Origin of the sequence: Massilia rubra (assembly GCF_011682065.1) — a bacterium.
In the GTDB taxonomy this organism is placed as follows: domain Bacteria; phylum Pseudomonadota; class Gammaproteobacteria; order Burkholderiales; family Burkholderiaceae_D; genus Telluria_A; species Telluria_A rubra.
Genome location: NZ_VUYU01000006.1, coordinates 32088 through 48532 on the forward strand (window position 1 = coordinate 32088; position 16445 = coordinate 48532).

Sequence of the window (16445 nt, forward strand, 5' to 3'; positions counted from 1 at the left end):
ATTCCCGGCAGCGGCCATGCGTTGGCGCAAGGAGCGCAAGGAGCGCAAGCGCACAAGGCATCGGCATGCGGCGCGGCGATGCCGACCGAACAACACCTGCGCGTGCGGTGCAGCCGCGCCGGACCACCAAACCCATGGAGCCTTGATCATGCCTGAAGACCTGACACCCACAGCGGATGCGGCCGCGCTCGATTCACCTCCTTTCCTGCCCTTCGCCCTGCCCGACATCGGCGATGAAGAAATCGCCGCCGTGGTCGACTGCCTGCGCTCGGGCTGGGTCACCACCGGCCCGCGCACGCGCCAGTTCGAACACGCCTTCGCCGCCTACCTCGGCGGCAACGTGGACGCCATCTCGGTCAACTCGGCCACCGCCGGCCTGCACCTGGCGCTCGAAGCGCTCGGTATCGGCCCGGGCGACGAAGTCATCGTGCCGACCCTGACCTTCACCGCCACCGCCGAGGTGGTGCGTTACCTCGGCGCGCACCCGGTCCTGGTCGACGCCGACCCGGACACCCTCAATCTTTCCCTGGCAGCCGTCGAAGCGGCCATCGGGCCGCGCACCCGCGCCATCATTCCCGTCCACTACGCCGGCCTGGCCTGCGACATGGACGGCGTGCTGGCCCTGGCCGCCGCCTACCGCCTGAAGGTGGTCGAAGACGCCGCGCACGCCTTCCCGACCTTGTACAAAGGCCGCCTGGTCGGCACGCTGGCGAGCGACGCCACCGTGTTCAGCTTCTACGCCAACAAAACCATGACCACCGGCGAAGGCGGTATGGTCGTCACGCGCGACGCCGCCGTGGCGCGCCGCGTGCGCCTGATGCGCATCCATGGCATCAGCCAGGACGCCTTCGAGCGCTACACCTCGCGCACCCCGGCCTGGTTCTACGACGTGGTCGCGGCCGGCTTCAAGTACAACCTGACCGATCTCGCCTCCGCCATGGGCATCGAGCAGTTGCGCAAGATCGACCGCTTCCTGCTGCGCCGCGAACAACTGGCGCAGGCTTACGGCAACGGCCTGCAAGGCTTGCCGCTGCGCTTGCCGCCCGCCCCCGAGCCCGGCAGCAGCCATGCCTGGCATCTGTATGTGATACGGCTGCAAGCGAACGCCAGGCTGGACCGCGACGAGCTGATCGCGCGCCTGTCCGAGCGCGGCATCGGCACCAGCGTCCACTTCATTCCCCTGCACCGCCACCCGTTCTGGCGCGACAGTTGCCGCCTCAGTCCGGAACAGTTCCCGGTGGCCGAAGCCAGCTTCGCCTGCATGCTGTCCTTGCCCCTGTACACCCGCATGAGCGACGCCGACCAGCAGCGCGTCATCGATAAGCTGCGCGAGTTGCTGACATGATCAAGCGCCTGTTCGACCTCGTGGCGGCGCTGGCCGGGCTGCTGGTGCTGGCCCCGCTGTTGGCCGTCATCGCCATCTGCATTCGATTGGACTCGCCAGGGCCGGCTTGGTTCCGTCAACAGCGCGTCGGACGTCACGGCGCGCCGTTCGACATCATCAAGTTCCGCACCATGCGCGTCGACCAAGGCGGCGGCCCCCAGCTCACCGTCGGTGCGGACGCGCGCATCACGCGGGTCGGCACGTTCTTGCGGCACTACAAGCTCGATGAATTACCGCAGCTGATCAACGTGGTCCTGGGCAGCATGAGCCTGGTCGGGCCGCGCCCGGAAGTGCCACGCTACGTTGCCTGCTATCCACCCGAGGTGCGCGCCATCGTGCTGTCGGTCGCGCCCGGCATCACGGACTGGGCCTCGATCTGCTACAAGGACGAAAACGCCATCCTCGGACGCAGCGCCGACCCCGAGCGGGCCTACCTGGATACCATTTTGCCCGCCAAGCTGGCCTACAACGTGCGCTATGTGCACGAGCGCGGCTTCTGGACCGACCTGCGCATCATTTTCAGCACCCTTGCGGCGCTGGCGCGCTGAGGTGCCGGCCATGAGCGAGCTGACCTTCCTCCTGCACCTGGGCGACCCGCGCGTGACGATGCCGCTCGGCACGGCCCTGCTGGCGTGGATGCTGGCCGCGCGCGCCTGGCGCCTGGCGCTCTGGTGGGGCTTGCTGCTGGGCGCCGGACTGGGCCTGGTGGCGGTCAGCAAGATCGTCTTTCTCGGCTGGGGCGGCGGCGTGCCCATGCTCGGTTACAAGGCACTGAGCGGCCACGCGGCCGGCGCCAGCGCGGTTTTTCCGATGCTGTTCTGGATGCTGGCGCTGGGCCGCGCCGACGGCTGGCGCGAGCGCGCGCTGCGCCTCGGCCTTGGCGTGGGGGCGCTGACCGGCGCGCTGCTGGTGGCGGATGATCAGCACAGCGTGGCCGAAGCGCTGGCCGGCTGCCTGCTGGGCGCGGCGATCAGCCTCGGCAGCATCCGGCTGGGGGCCGCCGGCGTGAGCGCGCTGTCGTTGAAGGGCTTGCTGCCGGCCATGGGGGCGCTGCTGGCGACGGCGTGGCTGATGAAGTGGGCGCACCTGGGCTACTGGATGATCCGCGCTGCGCGTCTGCTTACCGGCAACACCCAGGTCTACCCCTTGTAGATCGACAAACCAATAACGCATATAACTCATGGGAAAAAGCATCATGAAACCGCATCCGATGCCCAGCATTCGCTTTCTGAGAGAAAGCCAGCTGGGGGAAGACTCCTTGCACTCCCTGCTCATGTCCTTGCTGCGCGGCCTGGCGGCGATCGAGGTGGCCGCCGCCCACGTGCGCGCGGGATTTTTTCCCGGCCTGCGCACCCTGGACGATCCCGCCTTGTGGTACCAGGCGCTGTCGTTCCTGACCGGTTTCGCGCACCAGGCCGTTGTGGTGTTTTTCCTGATCAGCGGCTGGTTGGTCGGCGGCAGCCTGCTCAACAAACTGGGCCAGCCGCAGGCGATCAAGGCGTATGCGATCGACCGGATCACGCGCCTGTGGACCGTGCTGCTGCCGACCTTTGTATTGATCCTGGCGAGCGGCATCGTCAGCGGCGCGATCGATCCGCACACACCCGATTTTTCGCGCGCTAACGATTACTCGGTCACGACGCTGGCCGGCAACCTGTTCGGACTGCAAACCATCGTCGTGCCGGAATTTGGCGGGAACTTCCCGCTCTGGAGCCTGTCCAACGAAACGTGGTACTACATTATGTTTCCCTTGCTGGTCATGTGCCTGGCGGCGGGGAGCGGCACGCGGCGGGCGCTGGCAACGCTCGTATTGCTGCTGATCGGCATGCTGCTGCCTTTCGACATGGTGCTGTACTTCACGATCTGGCTGCTTGGCGCGGCGTTCTCACGGGTTCGCGTGGAATGCGGCACGTCCCTGCGCGCGCTGCTGCTGGTAGTGCTGGGGATGGCGTCGGTGGTGTTCCGCTTAAAGGGTAGCAATGACGACATGGTCATTGCCTCGTTTCCGCAGGACCTGTTGTTGAGCGTGCTGTTCTTGCTGTTTTTGTCGAGTACGGTAAATCCCTTGCCGGCGGACCAGCGGTTTGTCGGGCCGTTGCGGCGCGTGGCGGTGTTCTTTTCGAACTTTTCGTTCACCTTGTACGTGGTGCATATTCCGTTACTGGGCATCATTGGCTACGTCGGCATGACCTTGTTCGGGCGCCGGCAGTTTTCCGCCGACAGCGTGGGCGACCTGGGAATCTACCTGGGCATGCTACTTGCGGTGATTGTGGGCGCGTACGGCTTCTATCTGCTGTTCGAAGCGCGCACTTACGCGGTGCGGCGCCGGATGAAGGCGTGGTTGATGGGCCGGGCGGATAGCGCGCCGCAGCCGGCGCCTGCCAAGCGGTAAGCATGGGCGGGCCCGCGCACCGCCGTCGCGCGACCGTCGCATCCGCCGCCGTCGCACCCGCGAAGGCGGGTGCCCAAGTTTGCTGCTCAGTCGGTGGCTGCGCTACGAACTTGGGCACCCGCCGAGGACCGCGGTGTGACGCCGGTGTGACGGGCGGGGTGACCCGAGTGCGCGGATGCGACCCCGCTCAGCCAGGCTTGCGCGCCATATAGATGAAGTGCGAACGCAACGGCGGCGCGAAGGTCGCCAGCAACTCGGACAGGATGCGCGGCGCGCCAGCGAGCCGCCGCGCGATCGGCGGCGCCAGTACCAAGGTGCGGTAGCGGCTCTCAGACGCCGGCCACATCCGGCGCAGCTCGCCACGCGTGACGCGGCGCACATTCGGGTTGCGCGGGTTGTTATAGCGGAAGTCGAACAGCATGCACCAACCGCCCGGCGCCACGCTGCGCCACATGTCGCGCGCCAGCGCCGCCCGCGCATCCGCTCCCAGGATCGATGAAAAGACGGTGTTGGCCACCACCAGGTCGACACTATCCGGTGCCGCAAAGTCGAGGTCGCCCAAGTGCCAGCGGATGCCCGGCGCACTGCGCATGCGCGCCAGCACCAGTCGCTGTTCCTGGTATTCGGTGCCCACCAGCCGGCAGGGATCGGCGCCCCAGTCGACCAGCTGGCGCAGGAAACCGCCCGAACCGCAGCCCACGTCGACCACGCGCAGCTTGCCGAGCTCGGGGCCGAGCGTCTGCGCCAGCAGCTCGCCGGCAACCCGCGAGCGCGCCGCATCCTGCTCCATGACCTCCGGCCGGTGCCATGCGTACGCGGCCATCCGCTCTTCCGCCAGCCAGGCGCGGTAGACGGAGCGGATCCGTTCTTGTTCGATGGAATGTTCGTCGCGTGAACCCATGCCACCATCCTACCAAGCATGGCATGGGCTTTCCTTGACACTGCCAACACGCGCTCAATGCTGGTATGCGCCCATGTCATAGCCGGTCGTCGCATTGCGCGGCTTATTGTCGAAATCGACCGGCGGGGCATTGGTTGGCGTCCCCTTCCCGATCGCCGGGGAGCTCGGGCGCAGGTGCAGGTCCGGCGTGCCGCTGCGCGTGTAGGAAACGAATTGCGGATCGGCGCTCACGGTCGCGCTGTGCGTCAGGCCGTTCTTCAGGCTGAAGTTGTAGGTCGGGTTCTGGAACACCAGGTTGTTGGTGTAGCGGTTGCGGGTGCCGGTCTGGCCCTGCTCCGAAATCCCCATCGCGTTGTCGTACACAATGTTGTTGGCAACGATGGTGTCGTTGTTCGGGCCGGTGGTGTGATAGTAGTCGCCGCCGCCGACAATGATGCCGGTGTGCGATGTCGTCACCGTATTGTTGGTGATGATCACGTTGTTGGCATCGTGCCAGAGATGGATACCCCCTTCCGCCACGCGATACACCACGTTGTTTTTCACCGTGCCCGAGGTGCTGACGTAAATACCCTGAACGTATCGGCAGCCAGCCGGTCCAATATCATGAACGAGATTGCCGACAACGTCGGACTTGATGCCGTGATAGTAACTGTCCACGCCAATGGCCGAACCGCCCGCGCTGGTGCACGAGACGTTGGTGGCGATATGATGCACCCAATTAGCGCGAATCATGTCATAGGAGCCGCCGTTGTAGATGCCGTGCGTCCATTTGGTACCGCTCTGCGCACTGGTGCCGTCGATGTGGAAGCCGATGATGTCGGTATAGTTTCCACGGTTGTCCCATGCGGTGTCGTTCGATGAGCTGGCGGGCGGTACGATTTTCGCCCCCCATTTTGTGCTGGAGACATAATAAATGCGGCCGGCCGCGGTGCCGCTGACCGTTGTCTTGAAGCCGCCCGGATACGTGCCGTCCGCTACGTGGATGGTCGTGCTGGGCAAGGCCGCGCGCGAGGCCCGCGCAATCGTCTTGAACGGCGCCGATTTGGTGCCGGCAGCCGTGTCGGAGCCATTCGATGCCACGAAAAAGTTGTAGGTCGTCGGTGGGATGGTCGGCTCCGGTGTCGGTGTCGGTGTCGGAGTAGGAGTAGGAGTCGGCGTAGGCGTCGGAGTAGGAGTCGGCGTTATGCCCGCATGCTGGTACGCGCCAATGTCGAAGCCCGTCTCGGCCGTGCGCGGCTTGCCGTCGAGGTCGGTTGCAGGCGCATCAGCCGGCAGCGCCGCCCCGTTGGCTGGCGAGGTGCTCGCCGGACGGTAGTCGCCGCCCCCGGTACGCACGTAGTTGACGAACCGCGGTTCGGCCGCCACCGTGCCGACCGGCTGCAGTCCGTTGTTCAGCATGAACGGCGTGCCGTTGCCGAAAATCAGATTGTTGCTGTAGCGATTGTTGAGACCCGTGGAACCGACTTCCTGCACGCCGTACCGGGCATTATCGTAAAGAATGTTATTGCTGACTCGCGTGTGGTCGTTCGGCACGCTGCCGTTGTAGCCGCCGTCGCCGCTGACCACGATCCCGGTGGCGGCGTTGAACACCGTGTTGTTGACCACCACGACGTTGGTCGCGTCGTGCCACAGGCGGATGCCGGCGTCGCTGACCGCGTACACCAGGTTGTTATCGACCCGGCTGCCCGCCGTATTGATATAGATGCCGAGGTAGTTGGCGCAGCCGGCCGGCCCGACGTCGTGCACGACGTTCGCGCTGACATCGTTGGCGCTGCCCTTGTAGTAACTGTCCGAGCCGATGCCGCCGCCGCTGGCCGCGCAGGGGACCGTGCGCGCGATGTGGTGCACGTGGTTGTTGCGCACCGTGCTGTACGAGCCGCCGGTGTACAGGCCCGTCAGCCATTTGGCGCCGGCCTGGACGCCGCTGCCATCGACCTCGAAGCCCGCGATCTCCACGTAGCTGCCGCGATTATCCCAGGCCGCGGTGCTGGTGGAATTGGCGGACGGCACGATTTTGGCGCCCCACGGCACTTCCGACACATAGCGGATGCGCGCTTCGGCGGTGCCGCTGGCATTGGTGCGAAATCCGCCGGCGTAAGTGCCCGGCAGCACGCGGACGGTGGTGCCCGGCGTTGCGGCCTGGGCCGCGCGGGCGATGGTCTTGAAGGGCGCCGCCTGCGTGCCCGCATTGGTATCGGCGCCGGTGGGTGACACATACAAGTCGAGCGGCGCGAAGGCGCCGTTATACGTGACGGCCGACATGACGGCTGCGAACTGCGGCGCCGGGGTCGGGTTGCTGCCATTGCTGCTGGTACTACCGCCGCAAGCGGACAGCAATACGGCAACGCCGCCGCAGATGCTCGCGTTAAAGCGGAAATCCGACGCAAAACTGGATAGCTTGTTCATCAAAAGTTCCTCGCTCAATCAAGTAAATGAGCAAGGTTTGATCTGCGTCAAATGTTTAGGTTCAGTGTTTACTGAAGTAAATTTACCTGTGTAATCAAATGATCAAAAGCATTTTCTTAATGGAAATATCAAATGACAAAAACGCGGCGGGCCGGTGCCGGCCTGCCGCGTTTCTAGAGTGAAATTGATTAGAAGATGCTACCGTTGAGTGCGCTCGCCCCTGCGCCAGCCGCTCACTGTTCCAGTTGCGGCACCTGGGTGTACTTGAACTGATACGCGTAGCTGCCCACGCGCAAGGCCATATCATTGAACAACACACCCTGCGGCGTGATGCCGGCGTGGTTCAGGCGCTTGATCGACTCGGTGATTTCGACCGCGGTCGTCACCCCGGCCCGCGCCAGGATGAATACCGCCCCGGCATGCGCGCCGATCATCAGCGCGTCCGACACCGCCAGGATCGGCGGCGGATCGATCAGCACGATGTCGTAGCGGCTGCCGACCACCTCGAGCAAATTGGAAAAATTTAGATGCTGCAAGAACTCCGAGCGATTCGGCGGCAGCGCGCCGGTCGGGATGAAATCGAGATTGTCCAGCACGCCACGATGAATCACCTCGTCGATCGTCTGCGCGCCGCCAATCGCCTGGGTCAATCCACGCTCGCGGCTGATCCCGAAATACCGATGCAGGTGACCATTGCGCAAGTCCGCATCGATCAGCAACACGCGCTTGCCGCTGGCCGCCAGCACGGCGGCAAAATTGACCGACAGAAACGACTTGCCCATCGCCCTGCCCGGCCCCGCCAACATCACGATGTTGTTCTTCAAGGACGGCATCGTATACATCAATGCCGCGCGGAAACTGCGCAAGCTTTCGATGGCGATGTCTTCCGGCGCCACCTGCGCCAGGATTGGCAGCACGTTGCCGCCCCGCGCCCTGCGTTCCAGACGTTCCTGATGCGTGCTGTGAGGAATGCTGGCATACACGACGCGCGCGCCGAGGATGGTTTCGATGCGCTGCGGATTGTCGATCCCGCCCAGGAAGGCCTTGCGCGCAAACGCCAGCAGCACGCCCAGGAACAGGCCGGTGACCACCGCCAGCGCCACGATCAGCGGCCGGTTGGGCTTGAGCGCGCGTTCGGGCGCCATCGGCGCGTCGATCAGGCGCACATTGCTGACCCGGCCCACGGAAATCAGGCGCAATTGCTGAGCGGTATTCGACAGCGCCGTGTACAGATCGGTATTCACCTTGATCTCACGCAGCAGGCGCGATTCGTCCTGCTCGAGCACCGGCAAGGTACGGATCCGCTTGGCCACTTCGGCAATCTCGGCCTCGACTTCGCGCCGCTGCTGGTTGATCCCCTGCACGATCGGATGGTTTTCCGTGAAGCGCTGCAGCAACTCGGTCTTCTTCTGCTCCAGTTCCAGGCGCCGCGTCTGCGCCGCGGCCGCCTGTTGCAGGCTGATACGCGCTTCTTCGCGCATATCGATGCTGCCCTTGCTGTTGCGGAAACCGTTGTACTTTTCCTCGGACTCTTCCAGCTGGCGTTTGAGCGCAGGCAACTGCAAATTCAGGAAGGCCAGCGATTTTTCCGCTTCCTCGGTCTTGCGCGCCAGGTTCTGGCGCATGTACTCGCGGCCGATTTCGCCCAGCAGGCTGTTGATGCGCTGCGCGTCCGGCCCCTGCAGGCGCACTTCGATGATGCCCGACTGCTTGCCCTGCTCGGTGATCACCAGCGCCGTCTGGATGCGTTCGATCGCGGCCAGGCGCGAGCTGCGCGTCAGGCGGAACTGCGCTCCCGGCAGCGCGCGCAGGCGGTCGACCCGCAGCTCGAAAGCGGCCCCGGCCACCGTGGCGCGCAAGGTGGTGCCGACCACCCCTTCGTAGGCGGACGGCAAGCCGCCGCCGGACAGGTGATAGCGTCCGTTACCGGCCGCGGTCAGCGTGAAGGTGCGGTTGTACCAGGCCTCGGGCACCTCGAACACCGACACGTCCGCCTTTTCCGGCCCCCACACATAGCCGCCGCGCCCGAAAATGCCCGGTTCGGTCAGCTCGTTCGACTTGCGGTTGGCAAACCAGAAACCGACCACGGGGAAATACTTGGGCCGCACATCGACAAACAATTGCAGGTTGTCGACCGCGTGTGAAATGACCATGCGCGAGCGCAGCAGTTCCATTTCGGCAATGGCCGCCTTCTTGGTTTCGAACAGGGAAGACACTTCGCTGAGGATGTTTTTTGACGCGTTCGGGCTTTCTTCCTCGACGTGGATCATCAGGTTCGCCTCGTACACCGGGCTGGCGACGAGCGCATACATGATCGCCAGCATGGTCACCACGGCGGTGACCGCCCCGATCAGCCAGCGGCTGTCGTACAGGATGTTGACGTAGCCCTGCAGGTCGATCTCGTGCGGCTCGGCTTCGTGCCCGGGCGGCGGCGCCGGCGGCGGCAGGCTGGGCACCGGCAAGGGCTTGGGGGCGGGCAATGGACGCAGGTCGTCGGCATAGTTCATATGAATGTCCTCGATGCAAGTTCAGGGGCGGCTGAGCGTGACCGCCTGCGTCAGCGCGCCGGGGAACAGCATGCTCACGCTGCGGTACCAGTTGGCCAGCGGCGAGGCTGCCACATAGATCAGGTCGCGCGGTTCGAGTTCGAAGGCCTCGGCCATCGCCAGCGCCCCGGCGCGGCGCGCGTCGAGCTGGTACACACGGGTGCCCTCGGGCGCGCGGCGCACCACGTACACCTGGCGCGCGTCGCCGCTGAGCGGGCTGATGCCGCCCGACTCGCCCAACGCCTCGTTCAGGGTCAGGCGCCCGTCGTGCATGGTCAGCGCCTTGGGCGTGATCACTTCGCCCGACACGAACACCTTGCTCTCGTCGCGCGAATGAACCCGCACCACGTCGCCGGGCGCCAGCAGGATGCTGCCCGGATTGATGCCGCGCGCCACCAAGCCGCGCAAGCCGACCTGGTAGCGCGCGTCGCCGCGCTCGAGCACGATGCGGCTCTGGTCGGCGCTGGGCAGCATGCCGCCGGCGCGGTTGAGCGCCTCGACCAGGGTCATGGGAATATCGTTGATCGACTGCAAGCCCGGCAAGCGCACTTCGCCATCGACATACACGCGCTTGCTGCGGTAAGCCTGCACCCGCAAGGTGACCAGCGGCTTGGTGATGTAGTGCGCCAGGCGCTTGGTGAGCAGCGCGCGCGCCTGTTCCTCGGTCAGGCCGGCCAGGGTCAGCGCCCCGGCGAACGGAAACTGCACCCGCCCCTCGTGATCGACCACGAAGCCGGCCGGCGGCGGGGCGCCCGGGCTATTGGAGTCCACCGCCGTGGACGAGGCCGCAACGCCCTGCCCCGCCAGTTCCGGATGGTCCCACACCACGATCGAGAGAATGTCGCCGCTGCCGATCACGTACGGCGGCGGATTGCGCACCACCAGGTGCGCCAGGCTCTGGCTGCCGCGCTGGGCGCGCAAGGCTTTTTCGGCGCTGATCAATTGCTCTGTGATCAACTCGGTCGGCGGCACCGGGCCGCTGGCCACGCCGGACAGCCTGGCGCCGGTGATGCGGTAACCGGCGCAGCCGGCCAGGGTGGCCAGCAACAGCAGCGCCGGCAGTGTCTTGGAAAGGTAGGTTGGCATTTTCATGGTGCTTATCAAGATAAACATTGTTCAGTCCAGAGTAAGTGAGCCCCACCGGCCCGGTCTTGCTCCACATCAAACCCCGTCCGCACGCATTTTTTTACAGCAGTGGCGACAGGAAAAACCCTTTTCTGGCAAGCTCGTGCTTAAATGCGAGCGACTAACTTTCTGTAAAAAAAGACCCATGCCCCACGCCTTTCCACCTAAGCACAACTGTACGACCGACAACACCGACCTCGCGGCGATCCGCCACGCTAGCGACGAGCTGCGCGCCAGCGAAGCACGCTATCGTTCGCTGGTGCAGGCGAGCAGCGCCATCCTGTGGCTGGCGTCGGCCGCCGGGCGCCTGGAAGGGGAACAGGCAAGCTGGACTCTATTTACGGGGCAATCGAAGGAACAGTTCAACGGCTGGGGCTGGCTAGATGCTATCCATCCCGACGACCGCGAGCGCACCGCCGCCGCCTGGCACGCCGCGCTGGCCACCAGCAGCATGTACCAGATCGAACACCGCCTGCGCCGCGCCGACGGCCAGCACCGCTATATGAATGCGCGCGCGGTGCCGATTTTCGACGCCGCCGGTGCGATCACCGAATGGGTCGGCATTCATATCGACGTCGATGAACGCAAGCGCGTCGAAGAGCGCCTGCGCCTGCTCGACGCCATGAGCCAGGCGACGCGCAACGCGGACGATTCCAAGACCATCATGGAGGTCACCACGCGCATGCTCGGCGAGCATCTGGGCGCCACGCGCTGCCCGTACGCCGACGTCGAAAGCGACAACGACCGCTTCACCATCCGCCACGACTGGACCGCGCCAGGCGCCGTCAGCACGGTCGGGGCTTACTCGCTCGACCTGTTCGGCGCGCGCGCCGCCAGCGACATGCGCGAAGGCCGCACCCTGCGCATCTGCGACGTCGACCGCGAACTCGATGAAGCCGACGGCGCCGCCATGTTCAACGCCATCGCTTGCCGTGCCATCATCTGCTGCCCGCTGGTCAAGGAAGGCAAGCTGGTGGCCATGATGGCGGTGCACCAGGACTGTCCGCGCCAGTGGACCGCTCCCGAAGTGGCGCAGGTCGAACAGGCCGTGGAGCGTTCATGGGCCCACATCGAACGGGTGCGCGCCACGGAAGCGCTGCGCGAAGCCGACCGCCGCAAGACCGAATTCCTGGCAATCCTCGCGCACGAACTACGCAACCCGCTGGCACCCATCAGGAATGGCTTGCAGGTGATGCGCATGGCCGAACACGACCAGGCCACGGTGGCGCGCGTGCGCGACATGATGGAACGCCAGGTGACGCAGATGGTCACCCTGGTCAACGACCTGCTCGACATCGCCCGCATCACGCGCGGCAACCTGGAACTCAAACCAGTGCGGGTCGAGTTGCGCGAACTGGTCGCCAGCGCGGTCGAAACGAGCATGCCGCTGATCGACGCCAACCGCCACACGCTCTCGCTCGACATCGCGCCCGAGTCGCTGCCGCTCGACGCCGACCCGACCCGCATCGCCCAGGTGATCGGCAATGTACTCAATAACGCCGCCAAGTACACCCCGGCCGGCGGTCGCATCAATGTGCTGGCGTGGCGCGACGGCGCGCACGCGCTGCTCTCGATCCGCGACACCGGGATCGGCATTCCGCCCGAATCGGCGCTGACCGTGTTCGAGATGTTTTCGCAAGTGGGGGCCTCGCTCGACCGCGCCCAGGGCGGCCTTGGCATCGGCCTGTCGCTGGCGCGCCGGCTGGTCGAACTCCATCACGGCACGATTGAACTGGTGCGCGACGCGACCGTCAAAGGCAGCCGCTTCGACATCCGCCTGCCGCTCGCGCCCGACGTGACGGCGCAGGCGCCCGGCGCGGACACGTCCTGCGGCAGCGTCGCCAACGGCCTGCGCGTGCTGGTGGTGGACGACAACCAGGATGCCGCCGACATGCTGTCGGAACTGATGGAAATCATCGGCCATACCAGCCGCGTGGCCAACGACGGCGCGCGCGCACTGGCGCTGGCCGAACAGTTCCGGCCCGACGTGGCCTTCCTCGACATCGGCATGCCCGGCATGAATGGCTACGACGTGGCGCGCCAGCTGCGCAGCATGGCGCAGCTGGAACCGCTGGTGCTGGTGGCGCTGACCGGCTGGGGCGACGACAACGACCGCGCGCGCAGCAAGGAGGCCGGTTTCGACCATCACCTGATCAAACCGGCCAACCTGGAGGCGGTCGAACGGCTGTTGGCCGCGCTGGTGGAGCAACGCAAGGGCCAGGGTTCGGCCGGGAAATGATCATGATATCGTGCGGCGTTTGCGCAAGATGATGCAAGCGGCGGCCGATGCCGCACAGCCTGGTCAATGTGCAAGGCATCAACTTATCCCCTCTGGCAAGCGTGCATGACGCATGCTGTTTCACCACACCGGCGTATGAGCAGGATCGAAGCAGGCGCAGGAAGGCAATCTATCCTGACCTCAGCCACTATTGGCTTGACTGGCTCCTAACGCCATTCAAACATCTGCAGGCCGCCGTGCTGTTCGTCGGGGCGGCCGTTATGTTCATGCCGGATCAAGCGCGCGCCGCCATACCCGCGTCGTGGTGCACCCACAGCAGCGCCCAGTGGCTCACGGGCGATGTGGATGGCGACGGCCGGCTCGATTTCGAGCTTTTCGACATCACGCGGGCTTTGGGTGGCGGGTATATCCTCCATGTCAGAAACAACGGAATCGTTGGCAACCTCGAAACGGTGCGATGCACGCCAATCACGGCTACGCGGAACATTTCCCGGCGCATTGAGGCCGGCGCGGTCGCCACGGTGGTCTTCCTGTCCACTCGCAGGGACGCGGTCCCCACGTGCTCGGTTGGAGGCCGGGGCGTCAGTGACGCGGAAGAACTGTTCATCTCGAACAACCAGTTGAGCAAGTTCGTACCGTAACCGTGCAGAAGGCGCATTTCCGCGCCTTCGCAACACGCGCTAGCGCACTTCTTCCATCAACTTGAGGTTGTCGCCGGACTGCCACACGCGGCGGATATCGATCACGTCGTAGCGCGCGGCGATATTCGGCGGGAACGGCGAGTAGCGCGCGTTCACGCGCACGATGCGCAGCACCGCTTCGTCCATGTCGGCGCGGCCGCTCGAACGCAGGATCGTCACGTCCTGCACGGTGCCGTCGCTGCGCACCGCCACGTTGACCATTGCGTGCGTGTGCTCCACATCGGCCCAGCCGCGCGGATAATTCGCGCTGCCATTGCGTTCGATTTTCTGGCGCCAGCTCTCGACGTACATACGCAAGGGCAGATCGCGTTCAGCCGCGCCGACGGCCACGCGGCGCTCGTCGCGCATCGGCGGCGGCGGTGTGCCGGAGAGGATATCGAGGCCCTTGACCATTTCCCGCGCGCGGTTCGACAGTTCACTTCCCAGCAGGTTCTTGGGGATGACCGCCTTGCCGCCGGCGCCGCTGCCAGCGCCGGCGGCGGTGCCGCCGGGCGGTGTATTGGCGGCCTGGGTGCCGCTGCCCTCGCGCCCGCCTTGCAGCGCCGCCTGACGGGCGGATTCGGCGGCTTGCGCGGCCTGGTCGGCCTTTTTCTGGGCAGCTTGCTCGGCCAGTTTTTGCGCGGCTTGTTGTTCGGCCGCCTTCTGCGCCGCCTGCTGCTGGGCCGCGAGCTGTTCGGCGCGTTGACGCTCGGCCTTCGCCTGTTCCGCGCGCAGCTGTTCGGCCTTTTGCTGATCGGCCTTTTGCTGATCGGCGCGTAACTGCTCGGCCTTCTGCTGGTCGGCCTTTTGCTGGTCGGCGCGCAGTTGCTCGGCCTTCAGTTGGTCGGCTTTTTGCTGGTCGGCGCGCAGTTGCTCCGCTTTCTGTTGCTCCGCTTTCTGTTGCTCGGCCTTCTGTTGCTCCGCCTTCTGCTCAAGCGCCAACTGCGCCGTTTTCTGCTGCTCGGCCCTGAGCACGCTGGCGCGTTCGCGCGCGGCGTCGGCCTCCACCTGCGCCTGCTGCGCCACGCGGGCCTGCTGCTCCTGTTGCTGCGCCGACTCGGCGGCGGCGGCCTTCTCCTGCTGCTGGCGTGCCTGCAACTCGGCCAGCTTGCGCGCCTCCTCTTCCTTCTCCAGCCTGCGCTGCGCAGCCAAGCGCTCGGCTTCTTCCGCGCGCCGGGTCTCGGCCAGCTGGGCTACGCGCGCCGCTTCCGCGACCTCGGCGGCGCTGGTCGCTTCGGTGCCATCGTCGGTGCCGTGCTGGGCTTCCTTGAGATCGATGGTTTTCTGCTCGGCTTCTTCCGGGCGCGGCATCGGCACCGCGAAATCGTTCACCACAGAATCCTGGACCATGACGCGCGAATCCATCGCCAGCGCATCGGTGGCCGGCAATGGCGGGCTGATGCGCTTGGCCTTGCGCGGCTTGTCCTTCTTGACAGCCAGGCGCGGCGTGACGGGGGTGGGAACGGGCGCCGGAGCCGGCACCGGATCGATCAGGCGCATGCCGCCGCTCGACGCTGCCGGCTTGTCGGGCTCGGGAAGGGGTGACGGCAAAGGCAATGGCGCAAGCGGAGCGGGCGTATCCAGCGGCGGCGCTGGCGTGGGCTGGTCGGCGACATCGGCCAGGCGCACCTCGATCGGCGTGGCCGAGCCGGGCAAACCGAGCGCGGGAATGCCGAACTGAAGCGATAGAATCAAGCCATGCACCAGCAGCGAAACGAGCAGGGCGCCGACCAGGCGCCGGCTACCCTGGTCCGGCGGCGAACGGCGCTGCCCTACCGCGCCAGGACGCATGCGACCATATCGTTACGCCCACCTGCCGCTGATGCCATACCTGCCCCTGCCCAAAATTCGTTAATAGCCCCCGAATTCTAAGCGAAAAGGCCCTTCCACTGAGAAATAATGCGTCGCGTGCACACCCCCGGCGCCGGGGTCAGGGTCAGGCGGCCACGGCGGCCTCTGTTACCAGCGACGCTTGCGGCTGGTCGAGGAAGAAGCCTTGTGCGTACAGCGGCAGGTCGGCGATCACGTCCGCCGTGGCGATCGCCGGCGCCGTCTCGACCCGCTTGAAGATCAGCCGCACGCCAGCCACCCGGGCTGCCTCGAGCAGCGGTTCGAGCGAGACGCCGCCCGACAGGTAGCGCGCGTCGAGCTTGATCGCGTGCGGCCGTTGCTCGGCCACCATCGCCTGCGCCTGCGCTACCGAAGCCGCATTCAAGGCCAGCCGGAAACCGTTGCGCCGGTAGTTGTCGGCCACGTAGTTGAGCAGCCATCCCTGCTGCGGCGTGGTAGTCGGCAGTTGCAGCACGATGCGCCCGACCGGCAAGTCCAGCGCGTCCAGGATGCGCTTGAAGGCATGCCCGTGATTGCTGCTGACCGCACTGAGCAGGCGGTCGTGCACGTTCAGGTACAGGTCGCTGTGCCCGGCTTCGTCCTGGCGGAAGAAATTGATCGCGTGCAGCATGCGGCATAGCCGGTCGAGCTCGATCGATTCGTCGTCGCTGGCGGCGTGGTCGAGCAGTTTCCACAGCGAAAGCCCGGCGTCGCCCGCCGAAGCACTGCGCGCCAGGCCTTCATAGGCGACGATGCGGCTGCTGCCGAGCGCGCGGATCGGCTGGAAGGCGCTGGTGATGGTGCAGTTGAAATACTTGCCCTGGGCGCGGCCCGCCGAGTCCAGCCACACGCTGCTGGCCGGACGGTCCGGGTCGGACAGGTGGGCCAGGTAAGTGTTCAAGGTAGGGAAAGGCATTGCATGTCTCGCTGTAGGTAAAGGGG

At 65.7% G+C, this 16445-nt stretch carries 12 protein-coding genes; 6 read left to right on the forward strand and 6 right to left on the reverse strand.

The genetic code is table 11. The features are described from left to right. Positions 1 to 148: 148 nt before the first annotated feature. From F0185_RS10510 to F0185_RS10525, 4 genes are all read left to right on the forward strand, one after another. Positions 149 to 1345, forward strand: coding sequence for a DegT/DnrJ/EryC1/StrS family aminotransferase (locus tag F0185_RS10510; protein WP_167224140.1), 1197 nt, complete (start codon positions 149 to 151; stop codon positions 1343 to 1345). Then, positions 1342 to 1932, forward strand: coding sequence for a sugar transferase (locus F0185_RS10515; RefSeq protein ID WP_167224142.1), 591 nt, complete (start codon positions 1342 to 1344; stop codon positions 1930 to 1932). Before F0185_RS10510 ends, F0185_RS10515 begins: the two co-directional genes overlap by 4 nt. A 10-nt stretch (positions 1933 to 1942) precedes the next feature. Then, positions 1943 to 2536 carry a hypothetical protein gene (locus F0185_RS10520; protein WP_167224144.1) on the forward strand — a complete coding sequence of 198 codons (594 nt, stop codon included), beginning with the start codon at positions 1943 to 1945 and terminating at the stop codon, positions 2534 to 2536. 106 nt (positions 2537 to 2642) lie between these two features. Then, entirely contained in the window at positions 2643 to 3776 is a 1134-nt protein-coding gene (locus F0185_RS10525; protein ID WP_167224146.1) for an acyltransferase family protein, read from the forward strand. 187 nt (positions 3777 to 3963) lie between these two features. On the opposite strand, the gene F0185_RS10530 is transcribed toward F0185_RS10525, so the two are convergent. The 4 genes from F0185_RS10530 to F0185_RS10545 all read right to left on the reverse strand — a co-directional run bounded on the left by F0185_RS10530 (position 3964) and on the right by F0185_RS10545 (position 10721). Beyond that, positions 3964 to 4677 (reverse strand): class I SAM-dependent methyltransferase, encoded by a 714-nt coding sequence (locus F0185_RS10530; RefSeq protein WP_167224148.1) that lies wholly within the window; start codon positions 4675 to 4677, stop codon positions 3964 to 3966. 54 nt (positions 4678 to 4731) lie between these two features. Beyond that, positions 4732 to 7083: a right-handed parallel beta-helix repeat-containing protein gene (locus tag F0185_RS10535; RefSeq protein WP_167224150.1), complete on the reverse strand. Its 2352-nt coding sequence runs from the start codon at positions 7081 to 7083 to the stop codon at positions 4732 to 4734. Between the two features lie 233 nt (positions 7084 to 7316). Next, a complete protein-coding gene (locus F0185_RS10540) occupies positions 7317 to 9590 on the reverse strand; it encodes a polysaccharide biosynthesis tyrosine autokinase (protein ID WP_167224153.1) in 2274 nt (757 codons plus the stop codon). Between the two features lie 21 nt (positions 9591 to 9611). Beyond that, positions 9612 to 10721: a polysaccharide biosynthesis/export family protein gene (locus F0185_RS10545; protein ID WP_167224155.1), complete on the reverse strand. Its 1110-nt coding sequence runs from the start codon at positions 10719 to 10721 to the stop codon at positions 9612 to 9614. 178 nt (positions 10722 to 10899) lie between these two features. Between F0185_RS10545 and F0185_RS10550 the strand changes: the two genes are divergently transcribed. Beyond that, complete coding sequence (locus F0185_RS10550; protein ID WP_167224157.1) at positions 10900 to 12993, forward strand: PAS domain-containing hybrid sensor histidine kinase/response regulator; 2094 nt, start codon at positions 10900 to 10902, stop codon at positions 12991 to 12993. 47 nt (positions 12994 to 13040) lie between these two features. Beyond that, positions 13041 to 13634: a hypothetical protein gene (locus F0185_RS10555; protein ID WP_167224159.1), complete on the forward strand. Its 594-nt coding sequence runs from the start codon at positions 13041 to 13043 to the stop codon at positions 13632 to 13634. A 39-nt stretch (positions 13635 to 13673) separates the two neighbouring features. On the opposite strand, the gene tolA is transcribed toward F0185_RS10555, so the two are convergent. Both tolA and F0185_RS10565 read right to left on the reverse strand, forming a co-directional pair. Continuing rightward, positions 13674 to 15464, reverse strand: coding sequence for a cell envelope integrity protein TolA (gene tolA / locus F0185_RS10560; protein ID WP_167224161.1), 1791 nt, complete (start codon positions 15462 to 15464; stop codon positions 13674 to 13676). 145 nt (positions 15465 to 15609) lie between these two features. After that, the gene (locus tag F0185_RS10565; RefSeq protein ID WP_167224163.1) at positions 15610 to 16419 is read right to left on the reverse strand and encodes an EAL domain-containing protein; all 810 of its coding nucleotides are present in this window, start codon (positions 16417 to 16419) and stop codon (positions 15610 to 15612) included. Positions 16420 to 16445 lie beyond the last annotated feature (26 nt).